Source organism: Enterobacter cloacae complex sp. ECL411 (genome assembly GCF_021869665.1).
GTDB lineage: Bacteria > Pseudomonadota > Gammaproteobacteria > Enterobacterales > Enterobacteriaceae > Enterobacter > Enterobacter intestinihominis.
Genome location: NZ_CP091486.1, coordinates 2443466 through 2461850, shown reverse-complemented (window position 1 = coordinate 2461850; position 18385 = coordinate 2443466). Strand labels below are relative to the sequence as shown.

11 protein-coding genes are annotated in these 18385 nt (G+C 52.8%); all 11 read left to right on the top strand.

The annotated features are described in order from the left end of the window. Nucleotides 1-3: 3 nt before the first annotated feature. On the top strand, nt 4-495 hold the full coding sequence (hcp, locus tag L3069_RS11710; protein WP_009653685.1) for a type VI secretion system effector Hcp: 492 nt from the start codon (nt 4-6) through the stop codon (nt 493-495). Between the two features lie 172 nt (nt 496-667). After that, nucleotides 668-3313 (top strand): type VI secretion system ATPase TssH, encoded by a 2646-nt coding sequence (gene tssH, locus L3069_RS11705; RefSeq protein ID WP_038416144.1) that lies wholly within the window; start codon nt 668-670, stop codon nt 3311-3313. Further along, nucleotides 3310-5682 (top strand): type VI secretion system Vgr family protein, encoded by a 2373-nt coding sequence (locus L3069_RS11700; RefSeq protein ID WP_038416143.1) that lies wholly within the window; start codon nt 3310-3312, stop codon nt 5680-5682. The genes tssH and L3069_RS11700 overlap by 4 nt, the downstream gene beginning before the upstream one ends. 15 nt (nt 5683-5697) lie before the next feature. Then, nucleotides 5698-5964 (top strand): PAAR domain-containing protein, encoded by a 267-nt coding sequence (locus tag L3069_RS11695; protein WP_038416142.1) that lies wholly within the window; start codon nt 5698-5700, stop codon nt 5962-5964. A gap of 46 nt (nt 5965-6010) precedes the next feature. Then, nucleotides 6011-8779: a T6SS effector BTH_I2691 family protein gene (locus L3069_RS11690; RefSeq protein WP_038416141.1), complete on the top strand. Its 2769-nt coding sequence runs from the start codon at nt 6011-6013 to the stop codon at nt 8777-8779. Then, nucleotides 8776-9735, top strand: coding sequence for a putative type VI secretion system effector (locus L3069_RS11685; RefSeq protein ID WP_022648276.1), 960 nt, complete (start codon nt 8776-8778; stop codon nt 9733-9735). The genes L3069_RS11690 and L3069_RS11685 overlap by 4 nt, the downstream gene beginning before the upstream one ends. 293 nt (nt 9736-10028) lie before the next feature. Continuing rightward, entirely contained in the window at nt 10029-10991 is a 963-nt protein-coding gene (locus L3069_RS11680; RefSeq protein ID WP_038416140.1) for a putative type VI secretion system effector, read from the top strand. 211 nt (nt 10992-11202) lie between these two features. Next, nucleotides 11203-12108 carry a DUF4123 domain-containing protein gene (locus L3069_RS11675; protein ID WP_022648274.1) on the top strand — a complete coding sequence of 302 codons (906 nt, stop codon included), beginning with the start codon at nt 11203-11205 and terminating at the stop codon, nt 12106-12108. 51 nt (nt 12109-12159) lie between these two features. After that, entirely contained in the window at nt 12160-13335 is a 1176-nt protein-coding gene (locus tag L3069_RS11670; RefSeq protein WP_038416139.1) for a hypothetical protein, read from the top strand. Between the two features lie 148 nt (nt 13336-13483). Then, nucleotides 13484-16753 (top strand): ImcF-related family protein, encoded by a 3270-nt coding sequence (locus tag L3069_RS11665; RefSeq protein ID WP_063135833.1) that lies wholly within the window; start codon nt 13484-13486, stop codon nt 16751-16753. After that, a complete protein-coding gene (gene tssA, locus L3069_RS11660; RefSeq protein WP_038416137.1) occupies nt 16753-18354 on the top strand; it encodes a type VI secretion system protein TssA in 1602 nt (533 codons plus the stop codon). The genes L3069_RS11665 and tssA overlap by 1 nt, the downstream gene beginning before the upstream one ends. Nucleotides 18355-18385: the final 31 nt, after the last annotated feature.

Below are 18385 nucleotides of genomic sequence, written 5' to 3'. Positions count from 1 at the left end.
AACATGGCAATACCAGTCTATCTGTGGCTGAAGGACGACGGCGGCGCGGACATCAAAGGGTCTGTGGACGTTCAGGATCGTGAAGGCAGCATCGAGGTGGTGGCCCAGGAGCACAACCTGTACATCCCGACCGACAATAACACCGGCAAGCTGACCGGTACCCGTATCCACACCCCGTTCCTGTTCACCAAGGAAATCGATTCGTCCAGCCCGTACCTGTACAAGGCGGTGACCACCGGCCAGACCCTGAAGTCTGCGGAATTTAAGTGGTACAGAATCAATGACGCGGGCCAGGAAGTGGAGTACTTCAACACGAAGCTTGAGAACGTGAAGCTGGTGAAAGTGAATCCGAAGATGCACGACATCAAGGATCCGGCGTTCGAGAAGCACAACCACCTCGAGCAGATTGAACTGCGCTACGAAAAAATCACCTGGACCTACAAGGACGGCAACATCATTCATTCCGATTCCTGGAACGAACGCGCCACCGCGTAAGTCGCATGCGGACAGGGCCCTGTCCGCAGTTTTTTGCACAGCGTCTGTATGCACGGACGCTGTGCAAAGAAAAACACAATCTGCCTGCCCGACCTGATGCGCTTTGGGTTCCTGAATAACAGGGAACAGCGACGGGCGGTAGCGTGTCCGGAACTGATAAAGAGAGAGTCTCATGGAAAATCCCGCCATCCTGTTACGCCGTCTTAACCCTTACTGTGCCCGCGCGATGGAAGGGGCCGCTTCCCTGTGCCAGACCCGCGCCCATGCGGAAATCCTGCCCGAGCACTGGCTGCTGAAGCTGCTGGAGCAGGGTGAGGGCGACCTGACGGTGCTGGCGCGGCGCTACGAATGGGATATGGATACGATATGGCAGGATATGCTGGGTTTTCTGGACAGCCTGCCACGTTCGGTGCGCAGCCGTCCGCAGCTGTCGGACAATGTCCGGGCACTGATGCAGGACGCCTGGCTGCGAGCCTCGCTGTCGGGGGAAGAGCACATCCGCAGCATTCACCTCCTGATGGCCCTGGTGGACAAACCGAAACTGGTGCGCTGCGACGGCCTGTGGCCGCTGCTGACGCTGGCGCAGAGCCAGCTTGAGCACCTGCGGGGGCTTCTGGATGTGCAGTCGGACGAACGCCCGGAGGTGCAGCAGGAAGCGGAGCTTAGGCAGGGCGATGAGGTGGAGTTTGTCGGCCGTCCGGTGAATGCGGATATAAAAGGAGAGCTGAACCCGGCGTTGCAGAATGCGCTGGACAGGTTCACCCTCGACGTCACCGCCCGCGCCCGTGAGGGCAGAATCGACCCGGTCTATGGCCGCGACAATGAAATCCGCCAGATGGTGGACATTCTTTCCCGGCGCCGCAAGAACAACCCGATTCTGGTGGGCGAACCGGGAGTCGGCAAGACCGCGCTCGTGGAAGGACTGGCGCTGCGCATCGCCGAAGGCAATGTGCCGGACGCGCTGAAGCCGGTCTCGGTACGCACCCTTGACCTCGGCCTGTTACAGGCGGGTGCAGGCGTGAAGGGTGAGTTTGAACAGCGCCTGAAAAACATCATCGACGCGGTGCAGCAGTCACCCCTGCCGGTTCTGCTCTTCATTGACGAGGCGCACACCATTATCGGTGCGGGCAACCAGGCGGGGGGCGCCGATGCGGCCAACCTGCTGAAACCGGCACTGGCCCGCGGTGAGCTCAGAACCATCGCCGCCACCACCTGGAGCGAATACAAGCAGTACTTTGAGCGCGACGCCGCGCTGGAGCGTCGTTTCCAGATGGTGAAAGTTGACGAACCGGACGACGACACCGCCTGCCTGATGCTGCGGGGACTCAAGTCACGCTACGCGCAGCATCACGGTGTGCATATTACGGATGAGGCGGTTAAAGCCGCCGTCACGCTCTCCAGACGCTATCTGACCGGACGCCAGCTGCCGGACAAGGCGGTTGACCTGCTGGACACCGCTTCGGCCCGTGTCCGCATGAGCCTGGATACGGTGCCGGAGCCGCTGACCAGGATGAAGGCGCAGCTCACGGCACTAGCCATGGAGAAACAGGCGCTGCTGGAGGATATCGCGGTGGGCAATACCGCCCACGGCGAGCGTCTGGCCGCCATCGGAGAGGAAGAAGTCGGCATCATTTTGCAGCTCGATGAACGGGAAACCCGGTACGGCCAGGAACTGAAACTCACGGAAGAACTGCTTGCCTGCCGCACGGATATCTCCCGTCAGGGGGAAATTGCGGACCTTCAGATGCAGCTTACTGCCGTGCAGCAGAATACCCCGCTGCTGGGGCTGGATGTGGACGCGCGTACCGTCGCCACCGTTATCGCCGACTGGACCGGCGTACCGCTCTCTTCCCTGATGAAGGACGAGCAGACGGAACTGCTGAGTCTTGAGCACAGTCTGGCGAAACGCGTTGTCGGTCAGGACAGTGCGCTGAATGCCATTGCGCAGCGCCTGCGCGCCAGCAAAACCGGTCTGGCACCGGAGAACGGCCCGCAGGGCGTGTTCCTGCTTGTGGGCCCGAGCGGCACCGGCAAGACCGAAACCGCCCTGGCGCTGGCCGATGAACTGTTCGGCGGCGAGAAGTCCCTTATTACTATCAACCTCTCGGAATACCAGGAGCCACACACCGTCTCGCAGCTCAAGGGCTCACCGCCGGGCTACGTGGGTTACGGTCAGGGCGGCATTCTGACCGAAGCCGTCCGTAAGCGCCCGTACAGCGTGGTGTTGCTGGATGAAGTGGAAAAGGCACACCGGGACGTGATGAACCTGTTCTACCAGGTGTTTGACCGGGGCTTCATGCGCGACGGCGAGGGGCGGGAAATTGACTTCCGCAACACGGTGATACTGATGACCTCGAACCTTGGCAGCGACCTTATCATGCAGATGCTGGATGAAAATCCGGTCGCCACCGAAGGCGACCTGCATGAACTGCTGCGTCCTGTCCTGCGGGACCACTTCCAGCCCGCGCTGCTGGCGCGCTTCCAGACGGTGATTTACCGTCAGCTGGCACAGGCAGCGATGCGTACGATTGTCGGCATGAAGCTCGGCCAGGTGAGTCAGCGCCTGGCCCGGCATTACGGCATGAAAACCGCTATAGCAGACAGCCTGTCTGATGCGCTGACCGATGCCTGCCTGCTGCCGGACACCGGGGCGCGCAATATCGACAGCCTGCTGAACCAGCAGATTCTGCCGGTCCTGAGCCAGCAGCTGCTGAGCCAGATGGCGGCGGGAAGGAAGCCGCATACCCTGACGCTTGGCTGGGATGAGGAAGAGGGCATAGTGCTCGAGTTTGACCGGACAGAAGGTGAGCATGCATGAGCAGTAATCTTCCCTTACGATTCAGCCACAGCCATCACCTGCTTTCGGTGAAGGGCTGCGATGCAGGGCTTGATGTGCTGGCTTTTGAGGGCGATGAAGCCCTGAGCACACCGTTCAGCTACCGTACTGAATTCACCAGCGCGGATCATGCCATCAGCAAAGAGATGATGCTGATGAAAGCGGCTTCCCTGACGCTTCAGGCCCCGGTAGACCATGGTTACGGTATCAAAATACAGCAGCCGGTGCGGGTGATTCAGGGCGTGGTGACCGGTTTTGAACGCCTCAGCACGTCAAAAGATGAAACCCGCTACGCCCTGACGCTTGAGCCGCGTCTGGCGCTGCTCGACCGCTCGCACCAGAACGCGATTTACCAGGACATGTCGGTTCCGCAAATCGTGGAAAAAATCCTGCGCGAACGTCACGGCATGCGCGGCCAGGACTTCCTGTTCTCACTGAGTAAAGAGTATCCACGCCGTGAGCAGGTGATGCAGTACGCTGAGGACGACCTGCACTTTATTACCCGCCTGCTGGGTGAGGTCGGTATCTGGTTCCGCTTCACCACCGACACGCGCCTCAACATTGACGTGGTGGAGTTTTACGACAGCCAGCAGGGGTATGAGAAAGGCCTGACGCTGCCGTCGGTACCGCCGTCAGGGCAGCACTCGCAGGGTGTGGACGCGGTGTGGGATATGGAGAGCCGTCATAAGGTGGTCCAGAAGGAGGTCAGCACCCGCGATTACAACTACCGTCAGGCCACGGAGGACATGAACAACCGGGTTGACGCGACCGGCGGGGATACCACCACGTACGGTGATGCCTACCACTGGGCGGATAACTACCTGACGCCGGGCAGCGCGTATGACCGCAACCCGGCAGCGGAGTCCGGGGCGTTTTACGCCCGCATCCGTCATGAGCGCTACCTGAATGGCCAGACGCAGACCGTTGCTTTCACCAGCTGCCCGGCCCTTTCACCGGGTATGCGGCTGAAAGTCACCGGCGGGTACGAAGTGGCGGAGGTGTTTACCCAGGGCGTGGTGGTCACGGCGATGCACAGCCATGCCCGGCGTGATGCAGACTTTTGCGTCAGGTTTGACGGTATCCCGGACAGTGCGGACTTTTGCTTCCGCCCGGCGCCAGGCCGCCGCCCGTTGATGGCCGGCACCTTACCGGCCCGCGTCACCAGCACCACCGAAAATGACACCTACGGGCATATCGACAAGGACGGTCGCTACCGCGTCAATATGCTGTTTGACCGTGAGAACTGGGAGACGGGGTTCGAGAGCCTGTGGGTCCGTCAGTCCCGCCCGTATGCGGGGGACACCTACGGCCTGCACCTGCCGCTGCAGGCAGGCACCGAGGTGGCGATTGGTTTTGAGGACGGCAACCCGGACCGGCCGTACATTGCCGGTGTGCTGCACGACTCGGCGCACGGCGACCACGTTACCATCCGGAACTACAAACGCAACGTCCTGCGGACCCCGGCGAACAACAAAATTCGCCTGGATGATGAACGCGGAAAAGAGCATATCAAGGTCAGCACAGAGTACGGCGGCAAGAGCCAACTGAACCTCGGCCATCTGGTCGACAGCGAAAAACAACAGCGGGGGGAGGGTTTTGAACTCAGAACCGACAGCTGGGGTGCCATCCGGGCGCAGAAAGGACTATTCATCTCGGCGGACGGGCAGGCGAAAGCGCAAGGACTGCAGCGTGAAATGCAAGCTGCGCTCAAAGAACTTGACGCTGCCAGAGAGGTGACTTCTGGATTACGTCACGCTGCTCAAGCAGCCCAGGCGGAATTAGCCGATCTTGAGAAACAAACAACATTAATGAATCAGACGCTTAGCGATCTTAAGCAGCAAGCATTACTTCTGTCTGCCCCTTCAGGAATTGCGCAGGTCACCCCCGCGAGCGTACAAGTTTCGGCGGGGGAAAATCTAATTGTTACTGCTGGTCAACATGCAGACATTAGCATTGCCAAAAAATTAACTCTGGCGGTGGGCGATATTCTGAGCTTATTTGCACACAAACTGGGAATAAAAATGTATGCCTCGGAGGGCAAAGTAGATATTCAGGCACAGTCGGACGCGCTGAATTTATTTGCTAAAGAAAAGCTTTCGGTCGCCAGTTCAGACAACAGCGTTGTCATATCAGCCAAAAAAGAAATCCTTTTGGTTTGTGGGGGGACATTTATACGGTTAAGTGATGCGGGGGTTGAAGTTGGTACTGGCAAAAACGTCACGTTGAAATGTATTGCGGTTCAACAGCAGTCTGCGGCGACGTTAAATTCAACGCTTTCGCTACCTTCTGGCTGCAAACCTGGGGTAATTTCTGCAGCCCAACAGCAAGGGGCTGTGGTGATGCTTAGCTAATACTTGAGGAAAAAGATGACTACAAAATTAGCCGTTTTAGGTGACAGGACGAGTAATGGGAAAATAATTTCTGCAACTGCGAATTATTTTAGTGATGGAAAACAGGTGGCACAAAATAATGACAAAGCCATCTGTACTGTCTGTAGGGGAACATTTCCCATCCTGGCCACTGCAATTGGTATCGTCAGTAATGGCATACTTCTGGTACAGGATCAGGACCGTGTGCTTTGTCTATGTCCCGGCCATAAAGTGATCGCAGGCTCTAATTTTTTCACTGGCTAAATAAGAATTTTTTATCTACAGGCTTAATTAAAAAAAGGATGTGAATATGGCATGCCAGGGGTTATGCACAACGAAAGGCCTGACAGTACTGCCCGTGCGCTATGCTGTTGTGCCAGAAAATATTAATGCCAGTTTACCGGGATGGGCGAATGATGCGCGCATAACAGGGGTAACGCTCGCCAGTAATGAAAAGTACACACTCCGCGCGCTTCGCCAGGGCTACCTTTACGTTTTTTATGAAAAAGGAAAACATGGCATCAATTACTGGCAGTGCTACAGCGTTGCGCCAGACGGCTCACTGTGGCTGCAACAGGTGGCGTCTAATCCTGTACCGGTGGATAAAGCGCTGTGCGAAACGGGCGAGCATATCGCGCAAAACGTCGAGTTCATGAGCATTGAATCCCCGGATAAGTGCGGCAATGTGTGGTTTGCGTTCAGTCAGTATCCGTGGGAGCAGGAAACGCTCGATCGGTATCGCATCAGGCCAGAAGAGCGCAGTGAGAGAATGCAGAAAGTGATGCCTTCGGTGGCGGGAGCTCAGCGCACAAAAACAGGGACCGACGTTACCGGGGCAAGCCTGAATCAGGTACTGGACTATCAGGTGCCTTCTGTTTCTGGTCTTCTGCCTGGTCCGGATGAGGCGAAAGTGGTAAACATCAGCCGTGCATCGTCACTCTGGGATCCGACAGTGGATGATCCCTGGCGGGTCAATAATGATGTGGTGAAACTGCAGTCCAGTCTGTATCCGTGGGCAAAAAACCGCAGTGGCATGGCAGCCGCGACGGTCACGGCCATGGAAAACCGAAGTGAGGGGATGACGCCGTTGCTGCTTCCACTCTGGGATCCGGTGGGGATTGTTCATGAGCTTAACGGCTGGAGCCAGGATGTGCTGGGGCGCCAGGCGCAGTTCCTGCAGGAGCGTGAGCTTGAGTTCGCCACCAAAACAAACCTCGATGCAGTCAGAACGCTGCTGGAAAGCAATGCCGAATCTCTGGAGGACGCGATGCGGAGACGAAGAACTGATGGTCCCATGCTGACAGACGAATATCTGGATTCGCGTCTGCAGGCGCTTGAGAAAAGGTATCAGGGTAAGCCTGATGTGCTGGCACAAATCAGGGCTGATGACAGGTTAGTGAGAAATTGGCATGCGCAGAACGTGACGGCATCATACCCGGAGAGTGTGCTGATGAGTCCACCCGAACCGCTGGCTGCTCACCAGCGACGGGTTGCCGCGATACAGGCTCAGGTCGATAAGGAACTGGCGTTAAATCTGCCTGAACCCTCGCAGGATTTCAGTGGAGTCCGGGCCCGGAGCTGGGCTCCCTATCAGAAAAAGCTCAACGCAACCCGACAGGCGAACTTTGATACCTGCTACACGAGCCTGGTTGATTCGGTTAATGCTATCTTCCAGAAGCGTATCGTCAGCGTGGTGAACTGGCTCAGTGCACCGGTACTGCTGGCAACGCTGGATGATTTCCACTGCGAGGCACAGCGGGCAGGGCTGTTCTACCAGTCAGCGGTGGGGATGTCCATGCACGGGATCAACAGCTGTCCGGCAGGGGCGGCAAAGATAGACGGCTGGTGGAATGAGTACAGCACTAAAAATCGCGGGAATCTGCTGTGGCGGCATGTGGCGGCCAATAACCCGCAGCTAATCAGTGAGCTGGAGCCGTATCTGGCGACGGTGAAAGGGAAAAAGGACGAGGACGTGACGCCTCTGACGGCGACCGCCATGACGGCAGCCCTGATGCAGCAGGTCAGCAATATGAAAAAGCTGGAGGGATATTACCAGAAATCGATGAACAGTGTCGTGAAGGGGCTGAGGGAAAATGCCAGCAAACTGGAAGTACAGCTCTTCAACACGGATGCGTTTATCGTCACGGTGGGAGACAGGGTAAGCCGAATTCTGCGGGTGGATAAGGCAGGCGAGAAGCTGGCGACCACGGCGTTCAGGCTGATATTTATGATAAGGGCGGGAATACCTTCAGAAAAAGTTCACTCGTTAGTGAATGCGTATCTGAAAGATGCCCCGGTGTTACGTCAGACGGTGCTGGCAGGTATACGGCGCAGCGGACGTTTTATGGCGAGCGGGAATGAAGTCGCCGAGATTAAACAGAGAATGAGCAGCAGGCTGGAAGAGCACTTTGCATCAGAAAAGGGCAAGGCCGAATATCGGCTGGCGGGAATAAACAGTCTGTTGCTGGTGCTGAATGCGATGGATTTTATCTACCTGTGCGGACAGGTAAGGGATGAGAAGAAGCCGCTGGCGAGCCTGCTGGCCAGCGGGCTGGCGATGGTGAGTCAGGGGACGTCGGTTATTTTGCCGGCAATAGAAAAAGGTCTGGAAGCGCGTGAGCTTACGGTGGCCTGGGTCAAGGGGGTTGGGGCGGCAGCGGGTGGAACTGCGTCTTTAATTTCGGTGTTTGCTGATGGTGCAAGTACTTACGAAGAGTTGCAAAGCAATCGTTTTTTACTTTCCTCTGTATTGCTTATTAAAACAACAGTTGATGTCCTGGCAGTCACAAAATCAGTCGGTCTTCTGCTGGAACAGTTTAGTCAACCGATAGTTAAAAAAGTAGCTGGGAAAATTACAGGTTTTTTGGCTTGGGAAATTTTAGGGATCCGAATACTTGCAGTACTGATGACCTGGGAAGTGATGGTAGCGATAACTTTGTTACAGGTGGTTGTGACCTGGATATCGGACGATGAGCTTCAGATATGGTGCAGGAAATGTGTATTTGGAACAGCACCGTTCAACCGCAGTGTGGCAGACCAGAATAAAGCCTTGGAAGGGGCGATAAAGGATATTTCATGAATTCAAAAGAGCAGCATCAGATATGCTCCCGTTTTGTTGAGCCAGAAAAATTAGCAGACCTGCGTACAAAGCGAGAGATTGAGATGATGAACGGCAGGCCGTGGACACGTGAGCTTCCGCCGCCGCCGGTATTGCCGCCTTATGGTCCTCTGGAGAAAATATCAGGGAAACTGCAGTCTTTCCGTAGCGAATATTTTCGGGAGTATTTTGATGCAGTTGCCTACCGGACCAGCACGTTGCCGGAGATATCAGATGGCCAGCGCGGAGCTGCCGCCGCTGCAGCGATAGTTGCAGGGAGCCCGGGTGTCGGGGCTGTAATGATGGCTGAAAGCGAGTCTTCGAATGATTCGGCGGAATATGTGCAGGGGATGATTAATGGCCAGCCGTTTCGCGGCTGGGTGGGTGTCACCCGGCTTCAGACTGGCGATGATGTGGACATGATTGTTGAGTGGCAGCATGACCATTATGAGGTCTATGCCATTGCGTTACCGGAAGAGCGGATAGTGTCAGTATGTCCGAAATGTGATATGGGGCATATTGCGCATATGCTGTGGCGCATTAAAAATATGTTCATTCTAATCACCATATTGATGGTGGCTTTTGTTTCTGTATGTGTATTTATCTCTATCTCAAAAGGAAATCCAAATGGTGTCTCTTTATTTGAGAGGTTTTATCTTTTCCTGGTAATGGCTTTTGTGGTGTCCTCTGTAATTTCGGGGTTGATTGCATTCTTTGCATATAAAGCCTGTGCGCCAACACGCTGCAAACTGGCGGAGGAGATATTTCAGTTGCTGCGGATGAGGCGTGTTGCAACAATCAATCTCAATAAAATAACAAAAAAACGTGAGCAACAACTAAAAGATAATGGGAAGTGGTATGAGCCGGGTGATAAAAGCAAACCTGCCTGTCCCAGCGGGAGATTCATTTATTCAGATGAAGGCTGGTTTTACTACTAAATCGGCAGTGAAACAAGCTACTTTCGCTAGTGTTATTAGTCGTGGAATGCTTCTGGTGTGGAATTAATTGCTGAAAAATAAACGGTGGAAATATATTTTGGAGTCAGATCTCTGGCGATTTTGCTGGCCTGGGCAGTGATGGTGGCGATAACTTTGTTACAGGTGGTTGTGACCTGGATATCGGACGACGAGCTTCAGATATGGTGCAGGAAATGCGTATCTGGAACAGCACCGTTCAACCGCAGTGTGGCAGACCAGAATAAAGCCCTAGAAGGGGCGATAAAGGATATTTCATGAATTCAGAAGAGCAATATCAGATATGTTCCCGTTTTGTTAAGCCAGGAAAATTAGCAGACCTGCGTACAAAGCGAGAGATTGAGGTGATGAACGGCAGGCCGTGGACACGTGAGCTTCCGCCGCCGCCGGTATTGCCGCCTTATGGTCCTCTGGAGAAAATATCAGGGAAACTGCAGTCTTTCCGTAGCGATTATTTTCGGGAGTATTTTGATGCAGATGCCTACCGGACCAGCACGTTGCCGGAGATATCAGATGGCCAGCGCGGAGCTGCCGCCGCCGCCGCGATAGTCGCAGGGAGTCCTGGCGTCGGGGCTGCCATTATGGCTGAGAGCGAATCATCAAATGATTCGGCGGAATATGTGCAGGGAGATATTAATGGCAGACCATTTCGCGGCTGGGTGGGCATCACCCGACTTCAGACTGGCGATAATGTGGACATGATTGTTGAGTGGCAGCATGATCATTATGAAGTCTATGCCATTGCGTTACCGGAAGAGCGGATAGTGTCTGTATGTCCGAAATGTGATATGGGGCATATTGCGCATATGCTGTGGCGGATTAAAAACATGTTTATTCTCACGGGGATTTTTTTCTTCTCGGTGCTTTTTGCGGGAGTTCTGAGTGAAGTGATTGAAGATACCTGGAAGGGCCTTGAGTCATTTATCACCACATACTTTTGGTTGTATGTTATAGCATTGTTGGGGGGAGTGGGTCTTTCAGGATTAATTGCATTCTTTGCTTATAAAGCCTGTGCTCCAACACGCTGCAAACTGGCGGAGGAGATATTTCATCTGCTGGGTGTGAAAAATATTAGAACAGTAAACCTCAATAAGGTGACAAAAAAACGTGAGCAACAACTAAAAGACAATGGGAAGTGGCATGAGCCGGGTGATAAAAGTAAGCCTGCCTGTCCCAGTGGGAAATTCATTTATTCAGATGAAGGCTGGTTTTACTACTAGACAGAAAAAGACAGTGTTATTTTGGTTACCCTCGACAGGAAACGAGGTAAGCCAGCATGCCCAATTTTGAAATTTACCTACTCAGGAGGAAATTGCTATCTCTACTGAGAGAGGGAGCGGCTAAATATGAATAAGATAATGATGTTTTATGAAAATCATAAATACAAATTAATTGAAATGTGTTTCTAATATTATTCTGGCAGGGTTGATTATGGATGATAAATTTTTTAACGATATACATGAAGAAATTACCAATGCTGCTTTTGGGAAAAATGGGAAATGTTTTCTGCTGATAGATGCATCTTTAGAACAGTATCATTCAGAACTTTTTTTGCCCGGTATTCTTAGAGAATATAAATCTTATCCTGTTACATTCCGCCAGGAAGAACTTCAGGGGGCTTTACCACTTTACCTTTTCCCTCTTAGTGCCTCCAGCGAGAGAGATGGTCAATTGTTTAAGAATAGTATTTACCATTCATTGAATGAGTTGAAAATAGAAAAACTTGAGTCCGGGGAAGGGCGCAGCGTCTGTGCGTGGATTTCGACGGATTTAACTGGGGAGCAGCTTGCTGAACAGGTCGCTTTGTCCGCCGTACAGTCGATTCAATCAGTTGGTAATATATTACTTCGCTATTACGACCCATCAGTATTTGGTTTGTTAATGTATACGCTAGATAAATGGCAAAAACAACAGCTATTAAGCAATATTAATACATGGTCTTATATTGATGGAGGCGGAATAGCTCAGGTGGTGAATGGTGATGGTAAATGCAAAAAAAAATTAAACTACTCACTTGGATTAACAGAGCAAAATGCATTAGAAATGGGCCGAATTTTAGTTGTTAATTATATTTTGCGAGCATATCGGAAAATGAGAATGCCGCATAAATTTAGTGAGCGTGATGTTATGGGATTATTGCATCCTGCGCTGGATTATTATTATTCAACTTTCTCAACATCCGATAAGGATGTTATTGATTTTGGGCTTGATGTGTTGAGCGCGCAGCGGCTATTTTATCAGGATGAGGTATTTAAGAAGATCTTATTTAGTAATCGCAGTAAAGACCTTCAGTCATACTCAGATATTAAATCCATAATTGACAGTATGGCATGTTAAGAAGTTTTTTCTCTTAAAGAAAATGTGCTGTTAACAATGATGGAGAATGATATGAATTGGCCTGTGCAAATAATCCCTCCAGTCGATAAGATTCCTGGAATTAAATGGAGTAAATGGTTTTTTTCTTTCATAAGTATTTTGTTGATTGTGGTGGTTAGTTGGGTTGGGGCTAAAATTATTTTGCCTGCTGAAGATGATGAGCTTTTGAAATTGCTTACCCTGTTGTTTTTTTCGGTGCCCCTAGCTTTTTCTGTCATAATTTCCGTTAGAATCTATTACCATGGTTTGTGTTTGTCGGCATTCGAAGCAAGAGAGCGCGAAGCAGCATTGGTCAGGAAAGACTGGACTGAATGGGCAAGTAAAAAGTTTTATGTTTCCGCTTATAAACTATTTCTCCCTTCTGCAATATCGCAAACCGATATAGCAATGTCTCATTCGGTTGAAATATATAATAACCAGCGATTGAAACTACGGGGCCATAACGATGATTTATATACTGAAGAACAACTGATTTACGAACTGTTGTCGTCTGTCAGAACAAGGCTGTTACGGTTGAGTGAATCATGTATATTTGATATTATATTTACCTATGATAGTAATTATATTACTTTCTCAATATTTCAAGAGTGTTGGGCTGCGATCGGGTTTGATGAAAATTGCTTGCGTAATTATTACTGTTGGAGTAAAGCATTAGGACAGGGATTTGATACATTATCCAACATCTCAAAAAATCGGGTGTCAATAATAATATCTGCAAACATTGAAACTTTTGTAAAATACCCCCCTGACTCAACAGAGTTCGCTTCAATATTGCTGGTGACTCATCGAGAACAACTCCCTGAAAAAAACAATAATGGTGTGGCTTTGCGACCAATGGTATGCAACAAAAATCTCACCAAACAAGAGGTCATCCACATGATGACTTACCAGTCATATATTCTTAAAACGACAAGAGTACTTTTTAGCAATATGAGTGCAGAGGAAGCTTCAGAAGTTTCGGAGATATTAAGACTCTCATCTTTATCTATGAATGTTGAATGGGAGTGTGAGATAATGCATTTAAATTTGATGCTGGGTAATTTAAATGAGCACCATTTTTGGTTGGTGTTTACTCTGGCCCTTTTCATATCAGAAAAAAATAATGAGCCGGTTTTAATGGTCACTGGCGTTGGTGATGAATACCTTTTAAATGTCATTAAGCCATTTGATAATCGCAAGGAGCATTAAATTGAACACCTCGGCAAAATGGAGAGTGATTGGCCTTGTATCCTGTCTCATTATCTTTGGTGTGCTGACTTTTATAGGATGTTACTACTATGGGGATATCTTTGGATGGGTATCCTCAAAAGAAAAAGTGAGCCTTTGGTTCTTATGCATGTTTTTAATTTCTGTGTTCCTGATGTTGATGAACTTCGGTGTGTGGTTCCATCAAAAAGAGTATCGCTTTCAGCATATCGCGGGAGGGAAGTCCGTCACAGCTAATGTTCTTAATAACTATAAAAAGTCCATTAAAAAGGATCCTGTAAAAGCTCATTTACGCCGACGCTATAGCTTCTTGTGGCAAAACAAGATCCGCCTGCTGTTGATCACCGGCGATGAAGCCGCGATTGAGCAACTGGTACCTGGCCTGCAACAGCAGCAGTGGCTTGAAGGCAACCGCACCGTGCTGATTTACGGTGGCAGCCTGGCATCGGAGCCTGACCGCGAAAAATACATCGCGCTGCGTAAACTGCGCCGCGGGCGTCCGCTGGACGGGATTGTCCGTGTACTGCCTGAGTCACTTAATCTGACCCCACAAATCAGTGACAACGATTTACGCGGCCTGGAAAAAATCAGCGAACTGCTGCGTTATTCCGCTCCGGTCTGGCTGTGGCAACTGTGCAGCAGTCACTGGTCGCAGGGTACGCGTCCTGAGCAGGCGGTAGGCGCAAGCTTTCCACCACGCGCAAAAGAAGATGATGTAATCCGCCAGCTGGAACTGATGCTGCCGGCCCTGCGGGCGCAGGGGATGAGTCAGGTCGCGGAAAACAGCAGCCACGACTTCCTGCTGCGCCTGAGCCAGCACCTGAACGACGGTGCTATTGCCCGCTGGGCTCAGCAGTTGCAGCTATGGCTCTTTGTTTCTCAGCAGCGCGTCCCGCTGCGTGGTCTGATGTTCAGCCTGTCGGAGAAGAAACCTGCCGGAATGTCAGCGGGGACAGCCGACGCTGAGAATTATGGATCACAGCGTCATGCCATGACTCTGCCAGCAACCTGGCAGGGTATTGTTGACGACTGCACCCGCGTACGTGGCCGTCGTGTCGGTATGCCGTGGGAACGAGCGCTGGCCTGGTCACTGATGGCCATCATCAGTGTCTGGGGGGGAGGGATGCTGCTGTCTTTTGCGGTCAACCGCTCACAAATAGTTTCTGTTGCACAGCAGGCTCATGCTCTGGTTGAGCACCCTTCTGTATCGGATTACCAGCTGACGGCCCTGCATGCTTTGCGTAATGATGCCGGTCGCCTGCTGCACCATATTCAGGACGGCGCGCCATGGTATCAGCGCTTTGGTCTTAACCATGATCAGCAATTGCTTGACGCAATGCTGCCCTGGTACGGGGTGGCGAACAACCGTCTGATACGTGATCCGGCAAATGAAGCGCTTAAGCAGAAGCTCATTGCGCTGGTCAATTCGGCACCCAACAGCGACCAGCGGACACAGATGGCGAAACCAGGTTATGACCAGCTGAAAGCCTGGCTGATGATGTCCCGTCCGGATAAAGCTGATGGTGCATTCTACGCGCAAACCATGAAAACTGTGCAGCCGACGCGTTTAGGTATCTCAGCTGGCCTGTGGCAAAGCCTGTCACCGGATTTGTGGGCCTTCTACATCACCGAACTGCCAGCGCAGCCACAGTGGAAAATCACGCCGGATGCGCAACTGGTCAGCCAGAGCCGCCAGGTGTTGTTGCAGCAGATAGGACGGCGCAACGCGGAAAGTACGCTGTACGAGAACATGCTCAAATCCGTACGTCGTAACTTTGCCGATGTGTCTCTGGAGGACATTACTGGCGGTACCGATGCCCGTCGCCTGTTTACCACCGATGAGGTGGTGCCGGGCATGTTCACCCGTCAGGCCTGGGAGGGAGGGATTCAGCAGGCCATTGAGAAAGCGGCAAACTCCCGCCGCGATGAAATCGACTGGGTACTGAGCGACAGCCGGAAAACAGTTTCCTCAGACCTGTCGCCGGAAGCACTGAAAGCACGTCTGACGGAACGCTACTTCACCGACTTTGCCGGTAGCTGGCTGAGCTTCCTCAACAGCCTGCAGCTTAATCCGGCAAACAATATTGCAGACGTCACTGACCAGCTGACGCTGATGAGTGATGTTCGCCAGTCACCGCTGATTGCCCTGATGAACACCCTCGCCTGGCAGGGGCAGGCCGGCCAGAAGAGTGAAGGCCTGTCGGACTCCATCATCAAATCGGCTAAAGACCTGGTAGGCGGGAAGGATAAACCGGTAATTGACCAGTCAGCCTCAGGCCCGCAGGGCCCACTGGATGAAACCTTTGGACCGTTGCTAACACTTATGGGTAAAAACAACGGCAGCAACGTTATGTCGGCTGACAATTCACTGAGCCTGCAAACGTATCTTACCCGTATCACCCGTGTGCGTCTGCGTCTGCAACAGGTCGCCAGCGCCTCTGACCCTCAGGAAATGATGCAGAGCCTGGCGCAGACCGTATTCCAGGGCAAAAGCGTGGACCTGACCGACACCCAGCAGTACGGCAGCCTGATTGCTGCAAGCCTGGGCGAAGAGTGGAGTGGTTTTGGCAGCACCATGTTTGTTCAACCACTGACCCAGGCCTGGGAAACTGTGCTTCAGCCATCGGCAGCGAGCCTGAATGACAAATGGAGTCGTTCCGTGGTGGCGAACTGGCATACGGCATTTGACGGACGTTTCCCATTTGCTGTCAGCAAGAGTGATTCCTCTCTGCCAATGCTGGCTGAGTTTGTGCGTAAGGACAGCGGACGCATTGAGCGCTTCCTGACCACGGAACTCGGCGGTGTGCTGCATAAGGAGGGCAGCCAGTGGGTACCGGATAAGGTCAACAGCCAGGGACTGAACTTTAACCCAGCCTTCCTGCGGGCGATTAATCAGCTCAGCCAGCTATCGGATATCTTGTTTACCGACGGCAGTCAGGGCATCAGCTTTGAACTACAGGCGCGTCCGGTACCGCAGGTGGTAGAAACGCAACTAACTATTGATGGACAAAAGCTACACTACTTCAACCAGATGGCAGACTGGCAGAGCTTCCGCTGGCCTGGTGACACTTACAAGCCCGGAGCCATGCTGACATGGACCACCGTCAATGCGGGTGCACGTCTGTTTGGTGATTACAGCGGAACCTGGGGCTTTATTCGCTGGCTGGATGAAAGTAAGAGAGAGCAGCTTGACCGCAGTCAGTGGATGATGAGTTTTACCGCCCCGGATGGTCGTACCCTACAGTGGGTACTGCGTTCACAACTGGCCAGTGGGCCGCTGGCGTTACTGGCACTGCGGGGCTTCACGCTGCCAGATCAAATATTTAGCGTAGATAGCGCGGCTATGACGCAGGCGCTGATGACCAATACAGAAAAAAGTGACATGGACGGAGTCGAATAATGGACGCTTTGCAGAATCTGGTTGTTGCCTGCCAGGTAGATGAAACCCTGCAGCGACAGCAGGCGCAGTCACGTACCGAAAGCTGGCAGCGCTGGCTTACCCCGATCAGTGAGAACAGTCCTACAGGAGAAGACCCGGGTTATGACGATGATTTCCAGCGTATCCGGGAGGAGGTCAATAAACTTTCCAGTATTGATACCGGGCTGATTTGCCAGCTGGCTGAAAAGGTGTTGAACACTGTGGCCAAAGATGTCCGGGTTGCTACTTACTATTGTTGGGCGCGCTTGCACCAGGACGGTGAAACCGGGTTTGCTGAAGGGCTTGAGCTACTTGCGGGATTACTAACGCGCTATGGAAAGCAGCTTCACCCACAGCGAGAGCGAAGCCGTAAACCAGCACTGGAGTGGCTCGCAGGCTCTCGTCTGCTTGACAGCCTGTTACTCTGGCCAGAAGTGGTACGCGACGATGCCCAGCGTACGACCGGTGCGTTGCTTCTCATCCGAGACAGTCTTGAAACTGAGCCTGAAGCGTCACGTCCAGATCTGAGTGCCCTGTACAGCGCGCTGGGATCCCGCCTGCTGAAAGCTGGGGGCGTGGATGCGGTAATACCCCAGAACGCCAGCAGTAAAACACGCGCGCAGTGGGCATCTCACGCGGCAGAGCAGGACGCGCCAGTGCTGAGCCACATCACGTCCGGTCAGGATTTGCTGGCTCAGGCCCGAACCCTGACGGGATATCTGCGTGAGCAACCTGATGGCTGGCTTGCCGCGCACCGGCTGATGAAAAGTCTGCGTCACGACACGCTGCGATCGATCCCGGCACCGGATGCCGAAGGGAAAACGCGCATCGAACCGCCGCGGGCTGACCAGCGGGCAATGCTCAAACGGCTGTATTTGCAACAGAGCTGGCTGGAGATATTGGAACAAGCGGACAGTACTTTCTCGCGTGGAGCCAATCATCTCTGGCTGGATTTGCAGTGGTACATCCATCAGGCCCTGATTAAATCAGGCCAGGATGTGCTGGCCGATATCATTATCGCTGACCTGAAAGGGCTGCTGCGGCGCCTTCCCGGACTTGAAACGCTGGCCTTCAATGACGGCACACCCTTTGCTGATGAGGTCACGCTGAACTGGATAAACCTGAGCGTGCAGGACGAGATGTCCAACTGGCGGGATGAGCCTGTCAATGCCTTGAGTGAAACTGGCAACGATATTCTGGCCCTTGAACCGGAAGCTTTGGAGAAAGCTGACACGGATGGTCTGGATGCCACACTCCACTGGCTACAAACGCGCCCGGGCACCGACACCACAAAAGACAAATGGTTGGTGCGTCTGCTAATGGCCCGCGTGGCGGAGCAGAAGGGTAAGAATGAGCTGGCTCTGCATCTGCTGGGTGAGCTTGACGGTGCAGCACAGGCCATCACCCTCACGCAATGGACGCCAGCATTGTTGTTTGAAGTGAAATCGCGCCGCCTCAGGCTGCTGCGCATGAAAGCCGCCCGCAGCGAAACCGATAAGTCACGGCTTCAGCCAGAGATGGACCAGCTTCTGGCGGGCCTGATTGCGCTTGACCCGGCAGGCTGTGCGGTGCTTTGCGGGTAAAGCGACTGACATACCTTTAAAACACATTTAT

Bases quoted from the DNA above. Each gene is read 5' to 3' on its own strand.
- L3069_RS11670 (WP_038416139.1), top strand. From the start codon at position 12,160: ATGAATTGGCCTGTGCAAATAATCCCTCCAGTCGATAAGATTCCTGGA.
- L3069_RS11665 (WP_063135833.1), top strand. From the start codon at position 13,484: ATGTTTTTAATTTCTGTGTTCCTGATGTTGATGAACTTCGGTGTGTGG.
- L3069_RS11700 (WP_038416143.1), top strand. From the start codon at position 3,310: ATGAGCAGTAATCTTCCCTTACGATTCAGCCACAGCCATCACCTGCTT.
- L3069_RS11685 (WP_022648276.1), top strand. From the start codon at position 8,776: ATGAATTCAAAAGAGCAGCATCAGATATGCTCCCGTTTTGTTGAGCCA.
- tssH (WP_038416144.1), top strand. From the start codon at position 668: ATGGAAAATCCCGCCATCCTGTTACGCCGTCTTAACCCTTACTGTGCC.
- L3069_RS11680 (WP_038416140.1), top strand. From the start codon at position 10,029: ATGAATTCAGAAGAGCAATATCAGATATGTTCCCGTTTTGTTAAGCCA.
- hcp (WP_009653685.1), top strand. From the start codon at position 4: ATGGCAATACCAGTCTATCTGTGGCTGAAGGACGACGGCGGCGCGGAC.
- L3069_RS11695 (WP_038416142.1), top strand. From the start codon at position 5,698: ATGACTACAAAATTAGCCGTTTTAGGTGACAGGACGAGTAATGGGAAA.
- L3069_RS11675 (WP_022648274.1), top strand. From the start codon at position 11,203: ATGGATGATAAATTTTTTAACGATATACATGAAGAAATTACCAATGCT.
- L3069_RS11690 (WP_038416141.1), top strand. From the start codon at position 6,011: ATGGCATGCCAGGGGTTATGCACAACGAAAGGCCTGACAGTACTGCCC.
- tssA (WP_038416137.1), top strand. From the start codon at position 16,753: ATGGACGCTTTGCAGAATCTGGTTGTTGCCTGCCAGGTAGATGAAACC.